This window comes from Cupriavidus numazuensis, assembly GCF_905397435.1.
Lineage (GTDB): Bacteria > Pseudomonadota > Gammaproteobacteria > Burkholderiales > Burkholderiaceae > Cupriavidus > Cupriavidus numazuensis.
Genome location: NZ_CAJPVI010000053.1, coordinates 13,408 through 36,462, shown reverse-complemented (window position 1 = coordinate 36,462; position 23,055 = coordinate 13,408). Strand labels below are relative to the sequence as shown.

Below are 23,055 nucleotides of genomic sequence, written 5' to 3'. Positions count from 1 at the left end.
CAATCTAGGTTGCGACCTTGGGCGGTACTTGTCATGGATCAAGGAAGTGGGCGAGCGAGCCAGGAAACTGAGCTTCCCTCTGTTTTTCGCCTTCCAGAGGTCGCTGGTTATGCAGCCGCATCCTTGGTCTGCTGAGCCTTGATCCCGTCCTGCAAGAACTGAACCGGTGATACGAAGGCGAGCGACGAATGACGATGACTGCGGTTATAGAACACTCGATGTAGTCAACCGGTCGGCCGTGGCGTCCTGGTGCGTCCGGAAGCGCTTGGCGTGTACCCGCCCATTCTTCAGGCTGCTGAAGAAGCCCTCCGTGGGCGCGTCCCAGCAATTGCCATTGCGGCTCATCGAGCAACGCATGCCATATTCCGCCAACCACTGTTGCAAACAGTACAACCGCAACGTCCTCTCCACGCCAATCGGCTGGCGCCCAACACGGCCGCTCGTCGGATACAGCGGCTCAATCAACGCGGTCCAACGTGCCCACGGCACGATCCGATCCATCTCCCCGAGAAACTTCTCGCGCCGAGTCACGCGCTTCTTCTTCGCAAACTCAACTTCGGCAAAGCTCGTTTGTTTCATCCTTGTCTTTGTCTTCCATGCCTTCACCTTCAACGCGCCACGCTTTCCGCCAGATAACCCGTGGCTGGGGGCTCTTGCCCCTTGCATCAACGGCTGCACCAGCCGATGCGGCCAGCACTGAAACCATGGAGGCCGACATGAAGAGTTCCATGCGCCACTCGACGGCACCGACAAAGTCCTCCACCCCGGCACGCCTATGAGGCAAGCAGCAGCGTCACGCACCCAGTCGGCAACTGCCAAGACGAGCGGCGGCGTCCCGAGAGGAGCCGTCGCAGCCAAGGCTCAAAGAGCAGCCGCTACTCGAGGCCGTTAGTCCACTGCATTTCCTTCCTGCTATTCCTCTTTCGACCTCGAGGAACCGCCGGTCAAATCTCCCGGCCGCGGGCGCTTGCCGATATCACATGACGGGGGCCCGGGTTCGGGTTGACCTGCTCGCCAGCTGTCCTATAACCCAAGTGCTGAGAGAGAGACGCTGTAGCAAGGCGAAGGAGAGGCGATGCGGTCGCAAGGGAGGTCAGGGGTGCGCCTGAGACGCTATGCAAGCGCCATTGCAGTCGTCATCGTCGGCCTCATCGTTATCGGATTCATCGCAGACGCCCTGGTCGACTGGCTGTGGTTTTCCACGATCGGCTACGTTGACGTCTTCTGGGTGGTCCTTTCCGCCCAGACGCTCTTATTTTTTGCCGTATTCGCGGTCTCTGCGGGTGCCATCTGGTTGTCGGGCTTCGTGGCGCACCGCTACGCGCGCAGCCCGTTCATCCTGCCGGCGGGGCGTGCCTCTGGCTCTTCGTCAGAAGGGTCGGGGAGACCGCAATTCATTGCCGAGCTTGCCGACATCGCACCGCGCATTCCCTGGCTCGTCAGCATTGCCGGCGCTGCCGTCGTTATCGGGCTGATTATCGCTGCCAGTGAAATCCCGAGCTGGGACATCGCGCTTCGCTTCCTGCATCAGGTGCCCGTTGGCGAGCGGGACCCGATCTTCGGCAAGGATATCGGCTTCTACCTCTTCTCGCTGCCGGTCTACGTAGCGCTCAAGAACTGGCTGCTGCGGCTGCTGTTCTGCAGCGCGGCCGTTGCAGGCGTGATCTACGGGGTGCGCGGCGATATCGCGCTCGGGCCATCGGCCCCGGGACTTTCTCCCGCCGCTGCTGCGCATGGTTCGGCACTGCTCGCCCTGTTCTTCTTGCTAAAGACCTGGTCCTATGGTCTCGACCGCTTTCTGCTGCTTTACGGCGATAACGGCGTCGTGGTTGGCGCGGGCTATACCGACGTCCACGTCGAGTTGCCGGCCCTGTGGCTGCTCATGGGGCTCTCGGTGATCGCGTCCATCGGCTCGTGGGCCAATATGCGCTGGCGTGGCTATCGAATTCCTGCCGTCGCGACCCTGCTGGTGTTCGGCAGTTCGTTCGTGTTTGCCCTGATCTTCCCGGCGCTGTTCCAGCGCTTCTATGTCAAGCCGAACGAACTGCAGTTGGAAGCGCCCTTTATCCAGCACACTATCGCGCTGACCCGGCATGCCTACGGCCTTGAGCAAATCGCGGTAAAGCCGTTCGCGGCCGAGCAGAGGCTAAGTCTTGCCGCGATCCAGGCCAATCACGCGACCATCGACAATATCCGCCTGTGGGACGTGCAGCCACTGATGGATACCTACGCGCAATTGCAGGAGATCAGGACTTACTACAAGTTCCTCGCCGTGGACATCGACCGCTACGGGCTCGACACCGGCTATCGACAGGTCATGCTGTCCGCGCGTGAACTGGAGCCAGCGATGCTTCCGGCGAATGCCCAGACCTGGGTGAACCTGCACCTCCTGTTTACCCACGGCAGCGGCATCGTGATGTCGCCGGTCACCGAAAAATCAACGGAAGGCTTACCTTCCCTTTATCTGCAGGATATTCCACCAGTCGCCAGTGGCGGTCCGAGCATCCGTGAACCGCGCCTCTACTTCGGTGAAGGTCATCTGGAGTACGTGATCGTGAAAGGCAGCGTGCCCGAGTTCGACTACCCCAAGGGAAAGGACAACGCCTACACGACCTACAGCGGGCGCGACGGTATCGCCATCGGCGGCATCGCGCTGCGCACGCTCTTCGCCTGGCAGTTTGATGATCCCAACATCCTGCTTACCGGCTACGTCACGGATGAAAGCCGGATCCTGCTCCACCGCAATATTCAGGACCGGGTGCGAACGATCGCCCCATTTCTTAGCCTCGATCAGGATCCCTATATCGTCGCGAGCGGCGGACGTCTTTTTTGGATGCAGGACGCTTATACCGTCAGTCGCTGGTTCCCCTATTCTCAGCCGGGCTTCGGCGACGGCTCCAACTACATCCGCAACGCGGTCAAGGTGGTCATCGATGCCTACGATGGTACCGTCGGCTTCTACGTCAGCGATCCGTCCGACCCGATCGTGCGAACATACGAGCGCATCTTCCCGACGCTGTTCAAGCCGCTGGCGGCAATGCCGCAGGACCTGCAACGGCATATCCGCTACCCCGAAGACCTGTTCCGGATTCAGGCGCAGCTCTATCGCGTCTACCATATGGAAGCGCCGGAAGTCTTCTACAACCGTGAGGACCTCTGGCAATTCCCTCGGGGATTGGCCGGCATCGACGGTGGAAATGCTCCCGACACGCCTGCGGCACCCATGGCGCCGTACTACATGATCATGCGGCTCCCCGGGGAACCCCGCACCGAGTATGTCCTCATGCTGCCGATGGTGCCCAGCCGGCGCGACAATATGATCGCCTGGCTGGCGGCGCGCTGTGATCCACCCGAGTACGGCAAGCTCATCGTCTACGCCTTCCCCAAGGAAAAACTGGTCTACGGACCCTTCCAGATCGAGGCACGTATCCAGCAGAACACCGATATCTCGCAGCAGATCTCGCTGTGGAACCAGATGGGATCGCGCGTCATCCGGGGCCATCTTCTGGTGGTGCCGATCGAGAACTCGATCCTGTACATCTCTCCACTCTACCTGCGCGCGGCGTCCGGCCAGCTGCCGGAGTTAAAGCGGGTAATCGCCGCCTACGGTGACCGTGTCGTCATGGAAGAGACATTGGGCGGAGCGCTCGCTGCACTCTTCAAGGATACCGGCCCCGAAGCGCCGCCGGTATCCCGGGGCACTGCAGATACGCGCGCGCGCGACGCACTCGCCCACTATGACCGCGCCATCGAGCGTTTGAAGGCGGGAGACTGGAGCGGCTTCGGCTCGGAACTCGATGCGATGAGACCGCTGCTTGAAGGGCTTGGAGCCAGCGCGCCCGAAGATCGACGGTGAGCGACTTTTGCGACGCAACTTGAAGACAGTTCTGTTCATCGACAAGATTCGCTACGCAACCAAGCCCAGCCCGGCGCGCCAAGGCACAGCGTCATTGCGCTCGACCACGGCAACCGCGGCGTCGCTGCAAGGTAGGGCAAGACGTGCCGCTGCTGTTGCAGATCGCCGTTGATGTGAGCCAAGCTCATCATTGATACGAGCATTGCATCTTTCCGCTCATCATTCATGCGACTGTGGCCTTTCCATGCGAAACAATGTCCCGGTGGGGCGTTGCGTGCGCTCTTCGGAGCAGCTGATTAAAGTTGTCGAGCTGATGGTAGCGCCAGTGCCAGGTCGTCGTTTCGAGCCTGCCGGGATGTTGCGCACACGTTAAAAAGCTCGGATCCAGCCACTCGTGTTTCCAGAATGGCGAGCAGACATCGGCACGATTCAGGATCAAACACGGATAGCAATACCGTAAGCGAGGTCGTTCATAGACTCAACCGATTGGAGTCTGCATGGTTATCAGGCGATCCACGCTTACGTGGGTTAGTCTGTGAGAGACGCTCCAAGGTCTCGAGCGGCACTGGCGGAAACAGTAGCCATTCCCACCGGCTTAGGGCTGGCATCGGACCGATGTCGGCGTGCATCCAAAGCTGCTCCACCGTCATGGAATACTTGCCAGCGAGTCGTCCGAGCCAGTCTCCGAATGCCTCTCCGTCAAACGGTCGTCGGGCAACGGGCCACGGCCTCGTCTGATTAAAGCACGCTGTTGCGGGCGTGTTCGATGTGAGAGACATCGATCATCTCCCGGCCATCGCGGATCGCAAGCTCGGTGGCAGAATTCAATAGCGGCGAGACTTCGCCGGTCAGACCTCCACTCGCCGCCAAGATCGCCGTGACAGCTTCTCGCCGCGACAGGTTTGACGGCCGTCGCAAAGGAAGAACGCGTTCGAATGCCGCCAGGAGCCCCCGGAAGGCTTCCGACTCCTGCCATCGCGGCATTTCGAAGCGCGCAAAGCGACTGCTCATTTGAGAATCGGTCTGAAGTGCAATCTCAGCATCGTGCGTCCCTACAAGGACAATCGTCATCTGGAGATCGTTCGCCAGAAACTTGAGCAGGTTCAGTGAGGCCCGCTGCTCGCGATAATTTCCCGACAAGAGGTGGTGAACTTCATCGACAACCAGCATGCGCGGTGAAACTTTCCGCAGCAACTCGTGACTCAGATGCTCGAGCACGCTTAGCCTTGCGGATGCGTTGAACGGCGCGCCATCGCTGGCGCGTGAGTTCGTGCGGCCAGGACGAGGTTGGCGGACTAAGTGAAATGGTGGTAATGGGGCGGGAAAGACGACGGCAAGGTCCTACACGCGAATTCGCCGTCGTCACACAGATTGCGGAAGACCCACTCTTACTACTCTTCACGGCAAGGTTAGCCGTAGCACGTGACGATCGGCAATCCCACCGCAGGTGGTGGCAGTGTATGGGGATAACGGGATAACGTTGGACGCAAGCCGCGCGCGACCCATGGCACATCAAAAATGCGGCCGCGGTGCTCCATCACCTCGACCGCCGGGTCTTAATGAAGCTTCCCAACGCCGGGGGCATCCTGACTCCCGGTCACACCTCGAGGCAGCATTTCTTGTACTTCTTCCCGCTTCCGCACGGGCAGGGGTCATTTCTTCCGGTCTTTGGCCCAGCGGTACGGGGGCGCGTCGCCTCCTGAAGCTGGGACAGCTCGAGCAGCCGCTGAAAGAGCTTTCCTCTCTTGGGTGCCGTATCGCGTTCGGTGCGCAAGCCAAGTGCGATTTCGACGTCTTCCACATCGCCAACACAGTCGAGATCGACACAATCCTTGGCATAGGCCTCGCGGATCAGGTCGATGGACTCCACCGCATGCAAATCGAGGAGCACGGACACAATCTCCGTGTTGAGCGTCTGCTCGTTGTCCTCGAAGGACCGGAGAAGGGTCATCAGTATCTGCAGGCAACGCCCACGCTGATCGGGATGGGCGGTCGCGACCTCCCCCATTGCCCGGCATGCACCACCTCTGGCATAACTCCCGTTATGACGGTCCGCTGCGAATGGCGCGAGCACATCCACTGACTTGCCGCCCATCTGGCCGAAGACGCACGGCAATTCGGTGGAGATCCAATCGTCCCAGTCATCGTCAATACGGCGCAACAGCGAAGCCAAGGCAGGCAAGGCTTCGGTCGCTTTGAGTGCCGCGAGTATTCTCCAGGCATGCACGGGGGCGAATGGCACAAGCCCGTATCCGGTGTGTAGCGCTTCGTCAGCGACGACCGCAATCAACTCGGGGATGTGGCGGTGGTCAATGCCGAGCTTTGCATACCCCTTCCACGTTTCAGGTCTCCCGTCGACCTCCTCGAACGATTGGCCTAGGGTAAGAAGCTGGCTGACAGGGTGTGAATAGGAGTTGTTCATTGGCGTAGGATCAGTCGGCGGAACTGGGTGCGGCTGCCGCAGTCAAGATGCGGTGGCGCAGGACAAGGCAGCCTGGTGGTTCAGTTTGGCTTCAATACACCAACACATGGTGGCCGAGGTTTCTGGCTGGAGAGCAGGCGGGTTGCTTTGCGTTGCCATCTCGCCCACGTCGCAGACGATGTGAACCGTGGCGCGAGAACGTTGGCCGTGCCCCCATGGCCAACCTCCATGTCTGTCGACATCGCGACGGGGCGCGGCGCTGCGCTCGCCCTATGCATGAGGTTCCCACGAAGCCTCCTCGCCCATTTTGGCCGCATGGGCCGCTGCCTGTTCGAGCCAAGGCGCACGCGTTTTCGGGACCACCAGCATCACTAAATCGAGTCCGTCCAACGCCCGCAGGGCATGCTCGAGATTGACGCCCTTGCCGTTCTCCAATTTGGACAGCATGCCCACCGAGACCGAACAATGCCTGGCCGCCTGGTCAATGGGCATTGCCGCCTCGGCGCGGGTCGCGCGAATGCGATCGCCCAGTTGCTGAATCGTGCGAATGGTGGCCCGGGAAGGCGGCGTCGGATCAGGGAGGGATCGCGGCATGTGCGTGGGTTGCGATGAAGCGGGGCAGCGGGACAGCCCGTCTTTATCGAAACTTCATGATCGTGAAATCATACGTTTTTGCACGACAACCGCAAGTGCCTGGCACGGGCCCGCACCGGCCCATCCCAGTCCATCACGCCGTGGGAGGCCTGGCGGCAGCGCGCACACGATGCGGCCATTTCCCATGCCCCATCCGTTACGACAGGTCGTCCAGCAGCGCGTTGGCGTGACGCAGGTCCGCGGTATCCGCCCCTTCCGACATTGCGCCCGCGATCTCGCCCAGCATGTCCTTGGCCGCGCCGTCCTGGCCTTGGCGGTGCCAAAGCCGTGCGAGGCAGAGGGCGCTTTGCCAGGCAAGCGAGGGGGCCGCTTGCTCACGGGCGAGGCCGATCGCTTTGTCGAAACGCCTGCGCTGCTGCTTCCATGGCCGATGCATGGGCAGGCTCACCTGCCCCCCCCAACGTCAATGCGCCCTGCATGCCTGCGGGGTTCTCCGCCCGGCAATGGGTGCAGCGCATTGCGGCCCCTGCCCCGTAAGTCGCCACGCCCTCATGACAGGCGTGAACTGTAGTAATCGCGAGTTTTCCGTCGTCACACAAATTGCGGAAGACCCAACATTACTACTCGCAGAATCGTCGCAATGTTAGTACGCGTGTCCGGACGTGAAGGTCTAACCTATTGATTTTATTACCTGTGTGCGCAACTCGTCACGTACTACTCTTACTACACTTCACGATCGTGCACCCGCGGGGGTCACCCCCGTTGCCGCGACCACGGTCAATTGATGGCATGCTTCCTGCTTATTCGGCGCCTTTACCGTTGTTCTCTCTTTGCCAATGCCTCTAACCGCCTCACAACTTGTCCTTCAGGCGAAGCAGCTTGAGATCGAGGCCGTTCAGCTAATGGCGAGCCGTGTGGAGCTGGCGGACCTGATTGGCCAGCTGATCCATGCGCTGCAACGTGAACGGGGCGCGAGCAGCATCTTTCTGGCCTCGGGCGGACAGCGCCTGGCTGCGGAGCGCGAGGCCGCCAAGGGGGAAGCCCTTTCCCTTGAAGTACGGCTTGACGAGCGCTTTGCCGGCCAGCTCGGATCCGGACACAAGGGAAGTGCCCCGATGGTGTCGTTGATGGCATGGGTGCAACTCGATCTGGCAACGCTTCCTGCGTTGCGCGTGAGCATTGATCAATGCCAGGTGACGGCTCTTGAAGCCGTGGCGGCATTCAGCCGGCTGGTCGCGGCGCTGCTCGAACTCATCTTCCATCTGGCCGACGTTGCCATGTATCCGGGAATCTCCCGGCCGCTGGTGGCCTTTGTGTACCTGGTGCAAGGCAAGGAGTCTGCTGGCCAGGAGCGCGCGGTGGGGGCCCAGATGTTTGCATCGGGCACCTGCACCGAGATCCAGCAACAGCGCGTGCTGCATCTGATCGCGGCACAGCAGCGCAGCTTCCAGGTGCTGGAGAAGTTCGCCGATCCCGCGTTGCTTGCTGCGTGGCGGCGCCAGCAGATCAGTTCGGCGATAGCTGGCCTGGAACAGATGCGCGGCACGCTCTTGACCACACCGCCCGGCGCACCGCTCGACAGCGATGCCAGTGAAAAGTGGTTCGAAGTCTGCAGCGAGGTAATTGCCGGCATGTGGACGCTTGAGGTGCAGGTGGTGCACGGCCTGCGGGCAGCGTGCCAGGCGCAGATCCGGTCGTCGCAGGCCGACCTGCAGGATTCTGCGGGCCTGTTGCGCCGACTCCTCGACAATCCGCCCCCGCACACACATGCCGTCGAACGCTTCTTCGATGCGGAGGCGCCGTATTCGGAGAGCGCACCGCTACTACCGGGAATGCCCGACGCCTCGCGGACCCCGGCCAGCGTGGACGCCGCTACCGTGGCATCGCTCAAAAGCCTGCTGGAGAAGCAGTCGACACGCCTGGCCCAGACTGAGATTGAGCTTGATGCCGCACGGCGCGCCCTGCAAGAGCGCAAGCTGATCGAGCGCGCCAAGAGCGCGCTGATGGCCCGCATGGGGTTCAGCGAGGACGAGGCATTCCGCGCCTTGCAAAAGGCTTCGATGGACAACAATCGCCGCCTAGTCGACATTGCCGAAGCCACGCTTTCACTGACCGACCTCGCCCTGCTGGCCCAGGACTCTCCGCACGACGAATGAACTGCCATGGCTGCCCGCACCAGAATCGGGCAACAAATGCACCACCAAATGTCGCGGGCGCATGGAAGCAATTTCGTGGCACATCAAGGAACGGCGCGAGAAAGAGCGGCAAATCGCTTATGTTGGTCTCGCCAAGGGGCCAGTGTCCGGCTACCTACGGCTTGCGAAAGAGTCGACGTTCTCGATAAAGCACCCCACACTCTCGGCCGCCAAATGACGTTCGACATAGTTTCACGATCACCAAACTACAGTCACTACACCGCCTGGTCACCGCCTGAAGTGAGCGCGCCAATTGCTGCAGGGAGAAAGCATTGAGAACGGTCTCGGCCACTGGCGCAGAGTGCCAACCGCCATCCCGTGCAATCAGTGCAGCGATCCAGCCCATCTTCTAATATTGCCCGCCCTGCGGCTCGCCGCGACTGACGTGAGGTATGGCACACATATTGCAAGAAGGAACACAGGCCAACGTTGGCCTTTAGACCGGGGCAATGGCGCTTCGAAGCAAGGTGACAGCGAACCAGGAACACGGTTTGCGGGCCTCTTGCTTCGGGGCGCTTTTTTATTGCCCATCCACACGCGCCCCCATGTCACAAATGCATGCCCCCACGACTCAGTCACCTCCGGCCGAAGTGTCGGCTGAGACCATCGGTGCGTTGATCAACCTTTCCGGACGTCAGCGCATGTTGTCGCAACGGATCGTACTTCAGATGTTGCTCGCCTCGCGAGGCGATCCAACTGCCCGCGAAAGCGCTCGCCAGTGCCTGTCGACGTTCGAATCCGCGCATTCGGATCTCGTGACTGGCAATGCGCGTATGCCGGGCGCATTCTCCGTAGCCTTGCAACAACTCTACTTTGGCCATTCGCGTGCCGATGCACGGATCCGTGAGTTCATCGCCCAGGCCCGGACCGCAATCGACGCGCCACCCGCCGACACTGCCCGACGAGCCTCATCTCTCGATGCGCTCGTGACGCAGGCCACGCCGATCCTGGAACTGCTGCAGGCCGTCACACATGCCTACCAGGAGGAAATGCATAGCTGCGAGATGGCCGTGCGCAAACGCCAGGCCGACCTCGTCGATCGCCTCAGCAGTATTTCAATGCAGGCAAACCTCGTTGCCATGAATGCGCGCGTCTCCGCGGCACGGGCGGGAGAGTACGGCCGGGAGTTCTCCGTGATCACGCAGGTGCTGGCAGACATCATCAAGGAGATGGATCAACTGGTCCGCCATCTCGTCGGCTCAAGCAACGCCTCCAACGGCTCACCCCGACACGGATAGGGAGACGACCTTGAAACGTTACCTCTGCTCCTTCTGCTTGATGCTCTGCTGCGTCCTGGGGCTGGCTTCGTCCGGGACCGCGTGCGCCGAAACGTTGACCATCCACTCCGCGATCAACAAGGCGGGTCGCCAGCGGATGCTGTCTCAGCGCATGGCCAAGGCCTATTGCCAGGCCGGGCTTGGCGTCGAGGTCGAACGTTCGAAGAGGATCCTCGACGAATCCGTGGCCCTCTTCGACAGGCAACTCGTCGACCTGAAGGCGTTTGCGCCCACGCCAGAAATCAAGGACACCTATGACAGGCTTGGGCAGACGTGGATCGTCTATAAGCAGTTGCTAACCGGCAGCGAGCCGAATCCTGAGAGCGCGAAGAAGATCGCAATGGTCAGCGAAGATGTACTGAAGCTTGCGCAGCAAGGAACCGTACAACTCGAAAAGCATTCCGGCACCGCGGCGGGCAAACTGATCAACGTTGCCGGCCGACAGCGCATGCTTTCGCAGAGAATCGCCAAGGCCAGCATGTTCCGCGCCTGGGGTATTACATCCCCGCAGATGGCACAAGAACTGGACAGTGCTGCCAGGGAGTTCGCGGCCGCGCAGGAACTTCTCACCGCAGCGCCGCAGAACACGCCGGCCATCCGTGGCGAATTGCAGCTTGCCGGCTCTCAGTGGCTATTCTTTCAAGAGGCGCTCCAACAGACCGGAGGCAGTCGAGTGGAGCAGTTGCGAAACATCGCCACGACAAGCGAGCGGATTCTCCAGGTAATGGATGGTGTCACCAGCATGTACGAGGGAATGGCCAGATAGCATGACCCGCCAACGCCCGCGCCGGGAGTCCCCAGCATGCCCATCGCTCGCCGTATGTTTTCACGATCGTAAAGCTTGGGCCGGCAAGGAATCAATCTCAATCGCCAAAAGGGATGCACTGTGAGTTCGGTAGCAACCAGAATTCCCCGAACTGGAAGCCCCTCCTCTGCCGGCGTGGACTGCGGGGGGGGGGCAGTCAGTCTTGGCGATGAATTGCATTCTCCACCGGAGTTTCTGCCTGGCGAACCGCAGGACCAGTCTGCCACGTTTGACGCTGCCAGTATGCACTTGCAATGGCGCAATCACTCAGCGAGGCCAAGCAGCCTGACTGCATTACCCTTCAAGATCCCTGGCATGACTTCAGGCTTGAAGCCCGCCTGCTCGAAATCCCGCATCCACCGCTCAGGGGTAATCAGCGGATAGTCGCTTCCGAACAGGACCCGATCCCTCAGCAAGGTGTTGGCGTATTGCACGAGTTGCTTCGGGAAGTATTTCGGGCTCCAGCCGCTCAGGTCGATCCAAACGTTCGGCTTGTGCGTGGCCACGCTCAGTGCCTCGTCCTGCCACGGAAAGCTGGGATGCGCCATGACGATCTGCATGTCGGGGAAGTCGATGGCAACATCATCCAGGTGCATCGGATTCGAATACGCGAGCCTCAGCCCCCCGCCGCATCGCATGCCCGACCCTATCCCGCTGTGCCCGGTGTGGAAGATCGCCGGCAGCTTGTAATCGTTGATGACCTCATAGATCGGCCAGGCCATCCTGTCGTATGGATGATAGCCCTGCACGGTTGGATGGAACTTGAAGCCCCTGACACCCTCCTCGCGGATCAGGCGCTCCGCCTCCCCGGCCCCCATCTTTCCCTTGTGTGGATCGACGCTGGCAAAGGCGACCATCATGTCGCTGTTCTCACGTGCGGCCTGCGCGATTTCCTCGTTCGGAATGCGCCGACGCCCCTGTTGCGCCTCGCAATCCACCGTGAACATCACCAATCCGATGTTTCGTTCGCGATAGTAGGCGACCGTCTCGGCGATGGTCGGCCGCCGGTCGCTGCCGAAGTACTTGTCAGCGGCACGGTCATACTCCTCGCCATAGTTGTCGAACGGATTCCGGCAACTGACCTCGGCGTGGGTGTGGAAGTCGATCGCCACCAGGCTGTCATGGTTCATTGGTTTGCCTCTTAAGGGATGGCCTGCAGCATGCGTTGTCCGCCTCGGTTCAGGCAGGATTCACATGCGGCAGGACGTTGGCGCGGCCGCGCTCGACCAGGCTGCGCCGGTAATCGAAATCGCCAAGGCGGTATGCGAAGAAATACCGGGCGGTCTCGCACTTGCGCGCATAAAAGGGCGAGTCCGCGAGGGGCCGGGCGATACGGAACGCTCTGGCCCAAGCGAAGGTGTGGAGCAGGATGTCGACCATTGCGAGAAAATCGCCCGCCACGCGATAGGACAATTCCGGATCAGGCTCGCTTTCCGCAATCAAGGCCGCGGCAGCCGCGGCCGTCTGGTCGCAAAGCCGCAAAAGCTGCTGCGCCACGCGGCGGGTTTCGTCGCACGTGGCGGCTTCCGCTTCCTTGCGCACGACATCGAGCAGGCGGTTCAGTCCTTTCCCGCTGTCTGCGATCGTCTTGCGCACGACGAAATCGACCGCCTGGACCTCGTTGGTCCCTTCGTAGATCATCGAAACCCGGCTGTCGCGCAAGGTCTGCTCGACGCCGAACTCGTGCATATAGCCATAGCCGCCCAGGACCTGCATCGCCTTCGAAGCAGATTGGAAACCCGCCTCGGTGAAGCTGGCCTTGGCGACGGGCGTCAGCAGAGAGGCTAGCAATGCGGCCTCTTCGCGCCTTCCCGATTCCGGCGCAGCCGCAGCCAGGTCAAGGCAATGCGCAAGCCAGTAACCGACCATCCGGGCCCCTTCTGCTACGCAATGCAAATCCAGCAGTGCGCGACGAATCGCCGGCAGCAGGATGATCGCGTCCGCGCGGCTCGGCTGGCCGGCATGCGCCGCGGAGCCGACCGCTCGCGACTGTCGGCGGTCGGCCGCGTAGGCGATCGCGCATTGCGTGGCCGACTCGGCATGCCCGAGCCCTTGCATGGCCACTTGCAGGCGAGCGGCGTTCATCATGACGAACATCGCTTGCAGACCGCGATGGGGTTGTCCCACCATCCAGCCGAGGGCGCCGTCAAACTGCATGGTGCAGGTGGGACTCGCCTTCGGTCCCATCTTCTTTTCGATGCCCTGGCAGGTCACGGCGTTCATCTCGGGCTGCGCTGCGGATTCCCGGCGTTTGGGTACCAGGAACAGGGACAGGCCCCGCGATCCGGCGGGCGCGTCGGGCAGGCGTGCGAGCACGAGGTGAACGATATTGGGCGTGAGATCGTGGTCACCGCCGGTAATGAAGATCTTGGTACCGGTGATTCGATACGCGGGCTCGGCCTCTTGCCTGGTGTCCGCCGGCACCGCCTTGGCCGCGATCAGACCCAGGTCGCTGCCGGCCTGTGCTTCCGTCAGGCACATGGAACTCAGGCACTCGCCGCTGACGAGCTTGTCCAGGTACTGCGCCTTGAGCCAGGGCGATCCGTGTTCGCGCAGGCATTCGGCAGCACCATGCGAAAGGCCTGGCGACATCAGCCACGCATGATTGGCTGCCGCCAGCATCTCGATCCATGCCACGTTGAGGAGTTGCGGCAGGCCCTGCCCGCCCTCCTCCGGTTCAGCCGCCAACCCGGGCCAGCCGCCCGCCGCATAGTCCCGATATGCCGCGGCGAAGCCTTCGGGCATGCGTACCGCGCCGTCGCTGAATCGTGCGCCCTCCAGATCGCCGCTCGCGTTCAGCGGTGCAAGCCGCCCCCTGGCAAAGCGTGCGGCTTCCTCCAGCACTTGCGCCGCGGTGCCGGCATCCAGTTCGGAGAATTTCGGCATCGATGCCCAATCGGATGGCGCGCCCAGCCATTCGTCGATAACAAACGACATGTCGCGCAGTGGGGCGGTGTAAGTTCGCATGAGCTGGGGAATGACTTCAGGAAGGGTCAACGGCGCAAGCCAGTCGCCGCGCAGGCATGAACGGTTAGCGCATGCCTCGCGGGGTCTCTGCAAGGTCAGGGGAAAGACGTGCCGCCGCGGTGACTGTCCCGGGCGGCGCAAACAGCACTGAGGCTAGGACCGGATGACACCGGCAGGCGACTCGCGCTGGTACAGGGCCTCTACGAGCGCCTCGCGGTTGGAGAGTACGGCCCGCTGGTTCAGCGTGCCCTTGTCGGTGATCTCGCCGCGATCGATCGAGGGTGGCTCCGCCACAGGCAGCAGGCTTGCCACGCGGGTCGCGCTGCCGGTGGCCGACTGATTCAGCGTGTGCAGCAGCGCCGCAAATGCGGCACGCACTGGCGGCGAGGCCAGTACCTCGCTTGGCGCCGCGCCGGCTGGCAGGCCTGCCAGCCGGCGGCAGTCGTCCATGCGCGGAAATAGCAGCAGCCCAATGGCGTCACGATTCGACCCGGCGACGACCACGTCCTGCACATAAGGCGCCCCGGCAGCGATCACGCGCGCCCGCAATGGCCCGACACTGACGAAGGTGCCCGAGCTGAGCTTGAAGTCCTCCGCGATCCGTCCGTCGAACATGAGGCCCAGTTCCGGCCGCTCGGGGTCGTAGAAGCGCAGCGCGTCGCCGCTGCAGTAGTAGCCGTCCTCGTCGAACGCGGCCCGCACGCCGGCGTCCGGGTGACGCCAGTAGCCCGCCATGACGTGCGGCCCGCGAAAGCGCGCCTCCAGCTTGCCGTCCACCGGCACCAGCTTGAGTTCGCAGCCCGGCGCCGGCGTGCCCACGTAGCCAGCGCGTGTGATGGGTGCCGTGGTGAACAGGCAGCATGGCGATGTTTCGGTCATGCCCAGGCCCGCCATGATGCGGATGCGCTCGCCGCAGTGCGCTTCGGTGACGCGCTCCAGCCGGTCCCATGCTTCCTGCGACAAGCCGGCGCCGCCGAAGAAGTAGATGTTGACGCGCGAGAAGAATTTCTCCCGCAAGGCCGCATCGCGCTCCAGCGCGAGACCCAGCTCCTCCCAGCCCTTGGGAACAGTCAGGTAAGCGGTCGGCGCGATCTCGCGCAGGTTGCGCAGCGTTTCCTCGAACCGCCCGGCTACGGGCTTGCCGTGGTCGATATACATCGTGCCGCCGTTGTATAGCACGATGCCGAAATTGTGGCTGCTGCCGAAGGTATGGTTCCAGGGCAGCCAGTCAACCAGCACCGGCGGGGTGCTGGCGAACTCCGGGATGGTCTGGCGCAGCATCTGCTGGTTGCTGCACAGCATCCGCTGCGTCGTCGGCACTGCCTTCGGCTGGCGGGTGGAGCCGGACGTGAACATGAATTTAGCGATCGTGTCCGGCCCGGTCGCGGCGTGGGCCGCATCCACGCTTGCCGGCGTCGTACGCAACAACACATCGAACGCCGTGGCCGTGCGGCCCGGAAGCCGGCCATCGCGGGTGACCACCTCGACATCGGCCGGCACCACCGCCGCAATGGCGCGCGCAAACGCGTCCCCGTCCGCCGCATACACGAGCCCAGGCGTCAGTACCGAAAACACATGGCGCAGCTTGCCGAAATCCGTCGAGACCAGCGAGTAAGGGGCAGACACCGACGAAAAGGGAACGCCAGCCCACATGGCGCCGAGCGAAAGCTGCAGATGCTCGAGGTCATTGTCCGAAAGAATGGCAAGTGGCCGCTCTGTGGAAAGCCCGCGGTCCAGCAGCGCCTGACCAATCGCCCGTGCGCGCTCCAGCATCTGCCCGAAGGTGATGGTCATCCAGCCACCATCCAGCCCCCGCTCGGCCACCAGCACGCGGTCGGGGTGACGCTCCGCGCCCCGCACGAGACAGTCCGTCATGCGCTGCGGATATGGCTGCAGCGCCTCGCTGGACCGGATGTGCCAGATATCGCCGTCTCGGCTGACCAGCGCAGCGGCGTCGGCCACATGGACGGCCCGATATCGCGGAACGGGCGAGGCGGCGGCATCAATGGGGATGCCGGTGGATGGGGCTGCTCTTGTCTCGACGTCGCTCACGTCATGTCTCCTGCCATGCTTGTATCCCTGGCCGTGCGCGGCCGGGTGTAACCGCCGGTCGCGCTGCCGGCTATTCAGATCGGATAATGCCGCGGCCCACTCTGGATCGTAATCCATCGCAACTCCGTGAAGGCATCGACCGACGCCTTGCTGCCGAAGCGGCCATAGCCGCTGCCTTTCACCCCGCCGAACGGCATCTGCGCTTCGTCATGGACCGTCGGTCCGTTGATGTGGCAGATGCCGGATTCGATCCGCTTTGCCATGGCCAAGGCACGCGGCACATCCCGGCTGAATACGGCGGCCGACAAGCCGAACTCGCTGTCGTTGGCCATCTGGATCGCCTCCTCATCGCTGTCGACGCGCGCCACCGTCACGACCGGTCCGAACGACTCCTCGCGGTACAGCGCCATCTCCGGCGTAACGCCGTCGACAATCGCCGGTTGCAGGATGGCGCCGTCGCCATGCAGGCCCACCGGCAGCCGGGCGCCATTTGCGCGCGCATCGTCCACGAGCGCGCGGATGCGCTGCGCCGCTTGCGGGCTGACCAGTGCGCCCAGCACCGAAGACGGATCGGACGGATCGCCGGCCCGGAGGGTGCGCGCCTTGGCCGCGAGCTTCTCGACAAAGAGGTCGGCCACGGCGCGCTGGGCGATCACGCGCTCGGTGGACATGCAGATCTGCCCCTGGTTGAAGAACGCACCGAATGCCACGGCCTCGACCGCGGCGTCGAGGTCGGCATCGTCCAGCACGATAACGGGCGCCTTGCCGCCGAGTTCCAGCAATGCCGGCTTCAGGTGCCTGGCCGCATGCTGCGCGATGATGCGTCCGACATGGGTTGAGCCGGTGAAATTCACCCGCCGTACAGCCGGATGCGCGATCAGCGTTTCGACAATGGCCGCCGCGTCCTCCGGCGCGTTGGTCACCACGTTCACCACGCCGCTGCCGAGGCCGGCTTCCTCCAGCACGGTACCGATCATCCGGTGCAGGGCCGGGCAGGCCTCCGATGCCTTGAGCACGACCGTATTGCCGCAGGCAAGCGGCATCGCGATGGCGCGTGTGGCGAGAATCACCGGTGCGTTCCACGGCGCGATGCCGAGCACAACGCCGCACGGCTGGCGCACCGCGAGCGCCAGGCTGCCCGGGACGTCCGACGGAATGACGCTGCCGTCGATCTGCGTGGTCATCGCGGCGGCCTCGCGCAGCATGTTTGCCGCCAGCATCACATTGAAGCCGATCCAGTTTGGCATGGCACCGGTTTCGGCGGCTCCGGCGGAGATGAATTCGTCGGTGCGGCGGTCCATCATGTCGGCCGCCCTGAGCAGGCGTTTGCGGCGCTCACCCGGTCCGAGGGCCGCCCATGCCGGAAAGGCGGCTGCTGCCGCTTCGACCGCGGCGATGGCGTCCCCCGGTGTCGCGGCGGGCGCCCGGGAAACCACCGCGTCGGTGACGGGGTTGCGGCGCTCGAAAGTGGCACCATTGGCGGCGGGCCGGTCCTGGCCGCCTATCAGCATGGTCAACGCGTTCATGAAGTGAAGTCTCCAGGCGGGCCCGCACGCGGCGAAGCCCGCTCCCTGTCGGGATGCTTGTCGGGGGCGCTCTACGGCGCTCGCGGCCTCAGGCGCGCTTATAGGCTTGCAGGCCCGGCTTGATCGACTTGTCGTCGAGGAACTGCTTGAGGCCCTGCTCGCGCCCGTGCTCGGGGTCGCGCAGTTGCGCCTGGTCGAGCTTGGCGTACAGGTAGTCCTCGTTCTGCTCCCAGGTCAGTTCGCGGCTGCGCTTGAATCCGTGCTTGGCGGCGCGCAGCACGACGGGGTTCTTCTCGAGCAGCTTGCCGGCCAGTTCCAGCACGTGCTCGCGCAGTTGCGAGCGCGGCACGCTCTTGTTGACCAGACCCATCGCGGCCGCCTGCTGGCCCGTGAAGGTGTCGCCGGTCATGATGTAGTGCAGCGCCTGGCGATGTCCGACCGTATCGGCCATCGCCTTGCTGACCAGGTTGCCCGGAGGGATGCCCCAGTTGATTTCCGACAGGCCGAACACGGCCTCATCGGCGGCAATCGCGAGGTCGCACGCCACCAGCGGCGAGAAGCCACCGCCGAAGCACCAGCCGTTGACCATCGCGATGGTCGGCTTGGCGTACATGCGCAGCAGCTTCCACTGCCACTGGCAGGCGTCGCGGCGAATTTTCTCCTGCAGGATCTCGGGGCCGGCGTCGACTTCGCGGAAGTACTCCTTGAGATCCATGCCGGCGGTCCACGCGTCGCCGGCGCCGGTCAGCACCAGCACCCTGGCATCGGCGTCAAGTTCGAGCGCTTCGAGTACCTGGATCATCTCGCTGTTCAGCGTCGGGCTCATCGCGTTGCGCTTTTCGGGGCGGTTGAACATCACCCATGCGATGCCCTCTTCCACGCTGACCTCCACGGTCTTCCAGCGTCCTTCGTAATTGGCCATGTTCGTCTCCTTAATGACTGGTCGGCGGTTCGTCGTGGAATCAATTTAATATCAGGCTACCTGATATTGCAAGCGAAATCCGGCCGACCACGTGAAAACCCTTAGTACTGATACTCGATCAACGTGCCAGCACGTCTAGAAGACGTGCTTCACGCCCGCCATGACGCCGAATTGCGACCCGCCTGCCGTAGGATTGCCACCTGCTGCACCGCTGCTCACGGACAACGCGAGCTGATCATCGTTGTTGATATAGCCCACCGTGCTGTAGACCGAAGTCCGCTTCGACAACGCATATGTCCCGCGCAAGGCGTAGAGCAGCGCCTTGTTGTCGCTGTGGCGGTACTTCAGGTAGTTGACCTGGCCCGCGATCGTGAAGGCCGGCGTCACGTCGTACGCTGCGCCGGCGTAATACAGTTCGCTGCGCGCGGTCGGACTTCCTTCATTGTTGCGGCTGAGCACGCCGACACCGATCTTCGTGCGATCGAACAAGGCGTAGCCGCTGACGGAGAGGCGGTCATCCTTCAGTCCGCTGCTGGTCAGTCCCGCGAACGCGCCCGGCCCGCCGCGCAGCGAATCGTATGCCGCCGACACGCCCCACGATGCGGTTGCATACTGGATCAGCGCAGACCATTCGCGGCAGGCGGACTTGTCCGCCGGATTCTCGCCCGCGCAGTTCGTGCCGACCGGGCTGGGGCCCGCGTTGACGGTGTCGCGTCCGAAGCTGTAGGTGGCACCAAGTGTCAGGCCGCCGAAGGTGCCCTTGTACGAAATCGCGTTGTCGGCCCGCGCATTCGGGATGTAGCTGTCCAGTGAGCCCGTGCCATACACCTGCGGCCCGAGGATATCCGCGTCAAGCATGGCCCAGAACAGCATCGTGTATTGGCGACCCAGCGCGACCTGCCCCCAGTTGCCGGACAAGCCGACCAGTGCCTGCCGGCCGAACAGCCGACCGCCCTGCCCCGATGTGCCGGAGTCCGGAGCAAACCCCGATTCCAGCACGAACAGGCTCTTCAGGCCGCCGCCCAGATCCTCCGTGCCACGCAGCCCCCAGCGCGAAGGCACGGTACCCGTCACGTTCGGCACGCGCACCACGCTGTCCTTGTTCGCGCCGATCGAACTCACGTACTCGACACCGGTGTCCACGACGCCGTACAGCGTCACGGATTGCGCGTTTGCGCCCCCTGGCAACGACGTCAGCGCCGCCAGGGCCAGCAGCCCTTGCCGGACACGGTGAATGTTCTTGCGTTCCATTGTCTCGCTTGCTCCTTCCTTCTGTTGTGATCTCTTGTTGTCGTGCTCAGTCTTTTGCCGCGGGCCGCTGCAACAGCAGCAATGCGGCAATAGCGGAGATGATGGTGATCGGAATACTCGCGCCGATGATCGTGCTCGCGTTCTTGCCCATGGCCAGCAGTTGCCCCGCCAGCATCGGTCCGGCGATGGAGCCGAGGCGCCCCACCGCGACGGCGGTGCCCACGCCGGTGCCGCGCACGGCCATCGGGTAATACGCGGCTGCCAGCGCATAGAGCACCGACTGCGCACCGATGACGAACAGGCCCGCCAGGAAGGCGCCGAATGCCATCCACGTCATGCCCGAAGCGGCCGCCAGCGTGGCGAGCGCGACGATGATCCCGGCATACATGCCCGACACCACCGCGCGCGGGCGACCCCTGTCCATCAGCATGCCGATGCCCAGCGCGCCGGCACCGCCACCGATGTTGAACACGATCTGCACCACGCCCGCCTGCGCCGGGCTCAGGCCATTCGCCACCATCAGCGACGGCAGCCAGTTCAGCAGGAAATACAGCACGATCAGCGTGAAGAAGTAGCTGATCCAGATACAGGCGGTGGCCACCGCGCGACGCTCCCCAAAGAGTGCCCAGGCCACCGGTGGTGGCTTCACCGACTCACCGTGCCGCTGGTCGAAACGCCGCGAGTCCTGGAGCATCAGCAACAACGGCACGACGAGCAGCGGCCCAAATCCGCCCACATAGAAGATGTGGCGCCATCCGGTATCTCCGGCAGAGAGAATTCCGATCACCGCCGCCACGGCACCGCCGAACGGGATGCCGCAGTACATGATGCTGACAGCGGTATTGCGCAGCCTGGCCGGCACCGATTCCGAGCAGATCGCAATCAGGTTCGGCATGGCACCGCCCAGACCCATGCCCGTGGCGACACGGATGGCCAGCAGGCTCCAGAAGTCGACCGTGTGCGCCGTCGCGATGGAAAAGATGCCAAACAGCGCGGTGGCCACGATCAACACACGCTTGCGTCCGATGCGGTCGGCCAACCGTCCGCCCAGCATGGCGCCAGGCAGCAGGCCGAACGTTCCGGCGCTGAACGCCAGTCCCATCTCGCTGACCGACAGTCCGAACTCCCGCGCCATGCGGGGCGCGGCGACGCCAATCGACTGCAAATCGAGCCCTTCCAGCAGCGCGACGACAAAGCAGAGGCCGAGCGTCAGCGCCGCGCCCGAGGTTGCCTCGGCGCGTACTACGGTTGAAGTTTGCATGGTGGTTCCTTGCGTGGTGCAGAGGTCAGAGACAGCGGAAGTTCGCCGCATCGTTGATGTCGCCGGAGCCGGCGTAGCGGGCCGTCTTCGGATACGCGCACAGCGGCCGCGTGCGGTCAGTGCTTCCCGTGTTCCAGGCGGTCGATACTTCGGCATTCGGCACCGCGTTGCCCGCGCCGCGCGCCGTGGCCACGACACTGTCGGGCACCTTGCCCTGCTCCACCCATGCCACCAGCGGGGTGATCATGTCGAACTGGTCCGCGGTCGGCCCGCCCGAGCAGTGGTTCATTCCCGCGATCGGGAAGAACCGCGCGAAGTTGCTGGCATCGCCCCCGTTCGCTGCCGTGAGGCGCTCGTACCAGTCCGTGGTGTCGTTGGAGGAAAACACCGGATCGCTGGTGCCGTGATACACGATCAGCTTCGCGCCACGGCTTTTCAGCACCGACAGATTGGTTTCGTCGGGTGGCGTCATGAACGACCAGGGCGATTCGGCATAGATGCCGTTGGTTGCAAAGATCTTCGGCGCATCGACGTCCATGCTGAAGTTGAACGCATAAGCCTTCAAGGCACTATTGGTGGATGCCGGTGCGGGGGGCACGGTGAAGACGAAGGCCAGCGCCGCCGGATCGCGCGTGACCGACATCGTCTGCTTCCATTGCGCCCAGTTGGCCCCGCTGATCCCCGCGTCGAACGGGAAGCTGGCATAGAGCGATTGCCCGGCACTGTTGCGTGCCCCAGTGAAAATATTGCCAAGGGCGGTCTTCTGCGCGTCCGTGAGGCACGTGCCATCGCGCGCGCCGGAGCAGCTGCGCACATCGTTGGCCAGGCTGAACTGCGCCTGGCACGCCTTGAGGTCGTGGACCATGCCGTCCGTGGCACCGTCAAGCGCGTCGCACTTTGCGAGCACGCGAGTTGCGATCAATGATGCCTCCGTCGGCGTCAGCGCCGTCGAAATGTCCGGCAGGCCATCAGTGCCCAGACTGGAGACCGTGGCGAGCTGCTGCGCGCCATACACTTGCGCAACGGCCGCCTTGGGCAAGTGGAAACCGGGGTCGCCCGCGAGGATGCCGTCGTACTGCGAAGCCAGCCGCGCTGCCGCCACCATCGCGTGGCGTCCGCCGTTAGAGCAGCCGCCGAAGTAGCTGCGATCGGGCCCTTTGCCGTAGGCCTGCCCGATCAACGCCTTGGCCATTGGCGTCAGGGTCGCCGCGGCGTTGTAGCCATAGTCGATGCGCGCTTGCGGATCAAAACCGAACAGCGGGTTCTGGCTGCCGCTGTGGCCCGCGTCCGAGCTGATGACAGCAAAGCCCATGGCCAACGCCCCAGTCACCGGGCCGCCGCCGAACGTGCCGAACGCAGTGGCGACGCTTCCATCCAGTCCTCCGTTGGCCTGGTAGAAGAACCGGCCATTCCAGGATTTCGGCATGCGGATCTCGAAGCCGATGGCGTAGGTGTTGCCATCCACCTGGCTCACGCGCGTGTTCATGTTGCCCGTGATCAGGCAATGCTCGGCGACGTCTCTGCCGCCGATCTTGACGGCGCCGGCCGCCACCGTGCTGACCGCCGTGACCGATGTGTTCTGGAACGCCAGGCGACCGGCAAGGCTTTCGCACGTGGCGCCCATCGTAGTGCCGGTCGCTGGCGAGACTGAAGGCAACGCGGTGGAGGAAGCCGGAGTGGACGCCCCGGCTGTGGTGTTGCCGGTATCGTCCCCACTACCGCATCCCGTCAACGAGACGAGCGCCATCGCGGCGGCCGCCAAGGCGCCGCCGGCAAGGATTTGCTGCATGGATGTCTCCCTTATTGTCAGATCGTGGCCGGTGGTGCGGCAATGATCACTGCCGCCCCCGGGTGCTCGGAGGTCAAATGCCGTATCGCGTGGTGCGCGGGTGCCTCTACGGCACGTCAACGCCGTATCAATATAATA

At 63.3% G+C, this 23,055-nt stretch carries 16 protein-coding genes and 3 pseudogenes; 4 read left to right on the top strand and 15 right to left on the bottom strand.

Annotated elements, in window-relative coordinates; translation table 11 throughout:
- Positions 1–107 precede the first annotated feature (107 nt).
- From KHO41_RS31810 to KHO41_RS31800, 3 genes and pseudogenes are all read right to left on the bottom strand, one after another.
- Positions 108–381: pseudogene (locus KHO41_RS31810) on the bottom strand (IS3 family transposase); the annotation flags it as partial.
- Positions 355–579 (bottom strand): annotated as a pseudogene (locus tag KHO41_RS31805) (IS5/IS1182 family transposase); the annotation flags it as partial. The pseudogenes KHO41_RS31805 and KHO41_RS31810, both read right to left, overlap by 27 nt.
- Positions 551–730 carry a hypothetical protein gene (locus tag KHO41_RS31800; RefSeq protein WP_211957222.1) on the bottom strand — a complete coding sequence of 60 codons (180 nt, stop codon included), beginning with the start codon at positions 728–730 and terminating at the stop codon, positions 551–553. The gene KHO41_RS31800 and the pseudogene KHO41_RS31805, both read right to left, overlap by 29 nt.
- Before the next feature lie 345 nt (positions 731–1,075).
- On the opposite strand from KHO41_RS31800, the gene KHO41_RS31795 reads away from it, so the two are divergent.
- Complete coding sequence (locus KHO41_RS31795) at positions 1,076–3,856, top strand: UPF0182 family membrane protein (protein ID WP_211957221.1); 2,781 nt, start codon at positions 1,076–1,078, stop codon at positions 3,854–3,856.
- A 738-nt stretch (positions 3,857–4,594) separates the two neighbouring features.
- On the opposite strand, the pseudogene KHO41_RS31790 reads toward KHO41_RS31795, so the two are convergent.
- The 4 genes and pseudogenes from KHO41_RS31790 to KHO41_RS31775 form a co-directional block, all read right to left on the bottom strand.
- Positions 4,595–5,092, bottom strand: a pseudogene (locus KHO41_RS31790) (TniB family NTP-binding protein); the annotation flags it as partial.
- 361 nt (positions 5,093–5,453) lie between these two features.
- Positions 5,454–6,278, bottom strand: coding sequence for a YecA family protein (locus KHO41_RS31785; RefSeq protein ID WP_211957220.1), 825 nt, complete (start codon positions 6,276–6,278; stop codon positions 5,454–5,456).
- Positions 6,279–6,548: 270 nt separating this feature from the next.
- The gene (locus tag KHO41_RS31780) at positions 6,549–6,872 is read right to left on the bottom strand and encodes a helix-turn-helix domain-containing protein (protein WP_211957219.1); all 324 of its coding nucleotides are present in this window, start codon (positions 6,870–6,872) and stop codon (positions 6,549–6,551) included.
- Between the two features lie 196 nt (positions 6,873–7,068).
- The gene (locus KHO41_RS31775; RefSeq protein WP_211957218.1) at positions 7,069–7,308 is read right to left on the bottom strand and encodes a hypothetical protein; all 240 of its coding nucleotides are present in this window, start codon (positions 7,306–7,308) and stop codon (positions 7,069–7,071) included.
- A gap of 466 nt (positions 7,309–7,774) precedes the next feature.
- On the opposite strand from KHO41_RS31775, the gene KHO41_RS31770 reads away from it, so the two are divergent.
- From KHO41_RS31770 to KHO41_RS31760, 3 genes are all read left to right on the top strand, one after another.
- Positions 7,775–9,028: a nitrate- and nitrite sensing domain-containing protein gene (locus KHO41_RS31770; RefSeq protein WP_244874127.1), complete on the top strand. Its 1,254-nt coding sequence runs from the start codon at positions 7,775–7,777 to the stop codon at positions 9,026–9,028.
- 593 nt (positions 9,029–9,621) lie between these two features.
- Positions 9,622–10,305 carry a type IV pili methyl-accepting chemotaxis transducer N-terminal domain-containing protein gene (locus tag KHO41_RS31765; RefSeq protein ID WP_211957246.1) on the top strand — a complete coding sequence of 228 codons (684 nt, stop codon included), beginning with the start codon at positions 9,622–9,624 and terminating at the stop codon, positions 10,303–10,305.
- Positions 10,306–10,315: 10 nt separating this feature from the next.
- Complete coding sequence (locus tag KHO41_RS31760) at positions 10,316–11,110, top strand: type IV pili methyl-accepting chemotaxis transducer N-terminal domain-containing protein (protein ID WP_211957216.1); 795 nt, start codon at positions 10,316–10,318, stop codon at positions 11,108–11,110.
- A 302-nt stretch (positions 11,111–11,412) separates the two neighbouring features.
- Here KHO41_RS31760 and KHO41_RS31755 read toward each other — a convergent pair whose 3' ends face one another.
- The 8 genes from KHO41_RS31755 to KHO41_RS31720 form a co-directional block, all read right to left on the bottom strand.
- Positions 11,413–12,279, bottom strand: a complete 867-nt coding sequence (locus tag KHO41_RS31755; RefSeq protein WP_211957215.1) for an amidohydrolase family protein — start codon at positions 12,277–12,279, stop codon at positions 11,413–11,415.
- A gap of 49 nt (positions 12,280–12,328) precedes the next feature.
- The gene (locus tag KHO41_RS31750; RefSeq protein WP_211957214.1) at positions 12,329–14,116 is read right to left on the bottom strand and encodes an acyl-CoA dehydrogenase family protein; all 1,788 of its coding nucleotides are present in this window, start codon (positions 14,114–14,116) and stop codon (positions 12,329–12,331) included.
- A gap of 153 nt (positions 14,117–14,269) precedes the next feature.
- Complete coding sequence (locus tag KHO41_RS31745) at positions 14,270–16,285, bottom strand: feruloyl-CoA synthase (RefSeq protein WP_244874126.1); 2,016 nt, start codon at positions 16,283–16,285, stop codon at positions 14,270–14,272.
- Positions 16,243–17,694 carry an aldehyde dehydrogenase gene (locus tag KHO41_RS31740; protein WP_211957213.1) on the bottom strand — a complete coding sequence of 484 codons (1,452 nt, stop codon included), beginning with the start codon at positions 17,692–17,694 and terminating at the stop codon, positions 16,243–16,245. The genes KHO41_RS31745 and KHO41_RS31740 overlap by 43 nt, the downstream gene beginning before the upstream one ends.
- An 88-nt stretch (positions 17,695–17,782) precedes the next feature.
- Positions 17,783–18,616 (bottom strand): p-hydroxycinnamoyl CoA hydratase/lyase, encoded by an 834-nt coding sequence (locus KHO41_RS31735; protein ID WP_211957212.1) that lies wholly within the window; start codon positions 18,614–18,616, stop codon positions 17,783–17,785.
- Positions 18,617–18,751: 135 nt separating this feature from the next.
- Complete coding sequence (locus KHO41_RS31730; RefSeq protein ID WP_211957211.1) at positions 18,752–19,867, bottom strand: porin; 1,116 nt, start codon at positions 19,865–19,867, stop codon at positions 18,752–18,754.
- A gap of 46 nt (positions 19,868–19,913) precedes the next feature.
- Positions 19,914–21,128 carry a 3-(3-hydroxy-phenyl)propionate transporter MhpT gene (gene mhpT / locus KHO41_RS31725; protein ID WP_211957210.1) on the bottom strand — a complete coding sequence of 405 codons (1,215 nt, stop codon included), beginning with the start codon at positions 21,126–21,128 and terminating at the stop codon, positions 19,914–19,916.
- Positions 21,129–21,153: 25 nt separating this feature from the next.
- Positions 21,154–22,917, bottom strand: coding sequence for a tannase/feruloyl esterase family alpha/beta hydrolase (locus tag KHO41_RS31720; protein ID WP_211957209.1), 1,764 nt, complete (start codon positions 22,915–22,917; stop codon positions 21,154–21,156).
- Positions 22,918–23,055 lie beyond the last annotated feature (138 nt).

Coding starts and splice junctions, on each gene's coding strand:
- KHO41_RS31800 (WP_211957222.1), bottom strand. CDS start 730: ATGGAACTCTTCATGTCGGCCTCCATGGTTTCAGTGCTGGCCGCATCG.
- KHO41_RS31795 (WP_211957221.1), top strand. CDS start 1,076: ATGCGGTCGCAAGGGAGGTCAGGGGTGCGCCTGAGACGCTATGCAAGC.
- KHO41_RS31785 (WP_211957220.1), bottom strand. CDS start 6,278: ATGAACAACTCCTATTCACACCCTGTCAGCCAGCTTCTTACCCTAGGC.
- KHO41_RS31780 (WP_211957219.1), bottom strand. CDS start 6,872: ATGCCGCGATCCCTCCCTGATCCGACGCCGCCTTCCCGGGCCACCATT.
- KHO41_RS31775 (WP_211957218.1), bottom strand. CDS start 7,308: ATGCATCGGCCATGGAAGCAGCAGCGCAGGCGTTTCGACAAAGCGATC.
- KHO41_RS31770 (WP_244874127.1), top strand. CDS start 7,775: ATGGCGAGCCGTGTGGAGCTGGCGGACCTGATTGGCCAGCTGATCCAT.
- KHO41_RS31765 (WP_211957246.1), top strand. CDS start 9,622: ATGCATGCCCCCACGACTCAGTCACCTCCGGCCGAAGTGTCGGCTGAG.
- KHO41_RS31755 (WP_211957215.1), bottom strand. CDS start 12,279: ATGAACCATGACAGCCTGGTGGCGATCGACTTCCACACCCACGCCGAG.
- KHO41_RS31750 (WP_211957214.1), bottom strand. CDS start 14,116: ATGCGAACTTACACCGCCCCACTGCGCGACATGTCGTTTGTTATCGAC.
- KHO41_RS31745 (WP_244874126.1), bottom strand. CDS start 16,285: ATGGATTACGATCCAGAGTGGGCCGCGGCATTATCCGATCTGAATAGC.
- KHO41_RS31740 (WP_211957213.1), bottom strand. CDS start 17,694: ATGAACGCGTTGACCATGCTGATAGGCGGCCAGGACCGGCCCGCCGCC.
- KHO41_RS31735 (WP_211957212.1), bottom strand. CDS start 18,616: ATGGCCAATTACGAAGGACGCTGGAAGACCGTGGAGGTCAGCGTGGAA.
- KHO41_RS31730 (WP_211957211.1), bottom strand. CDS start 19,867: ATGGAACGCAAGAACATTCACCGTGTCCGGCAAGGGCTGCTGGCCCTG.
- mhpT (WP_211957210.1), bottom strand. CDS start 21,128: ATGCAAACTTCAACCGTAGTACGCGCCGAGGCAACCTCGGGCGCGGCG.
- KHO41_RS31720 (WP_211957209.1), bottom strand. CDS start 22,917: ATGCAGCAAATCCTTGCCGGCGGCGCCTTGGCGGCCGCCGCGATGGCG.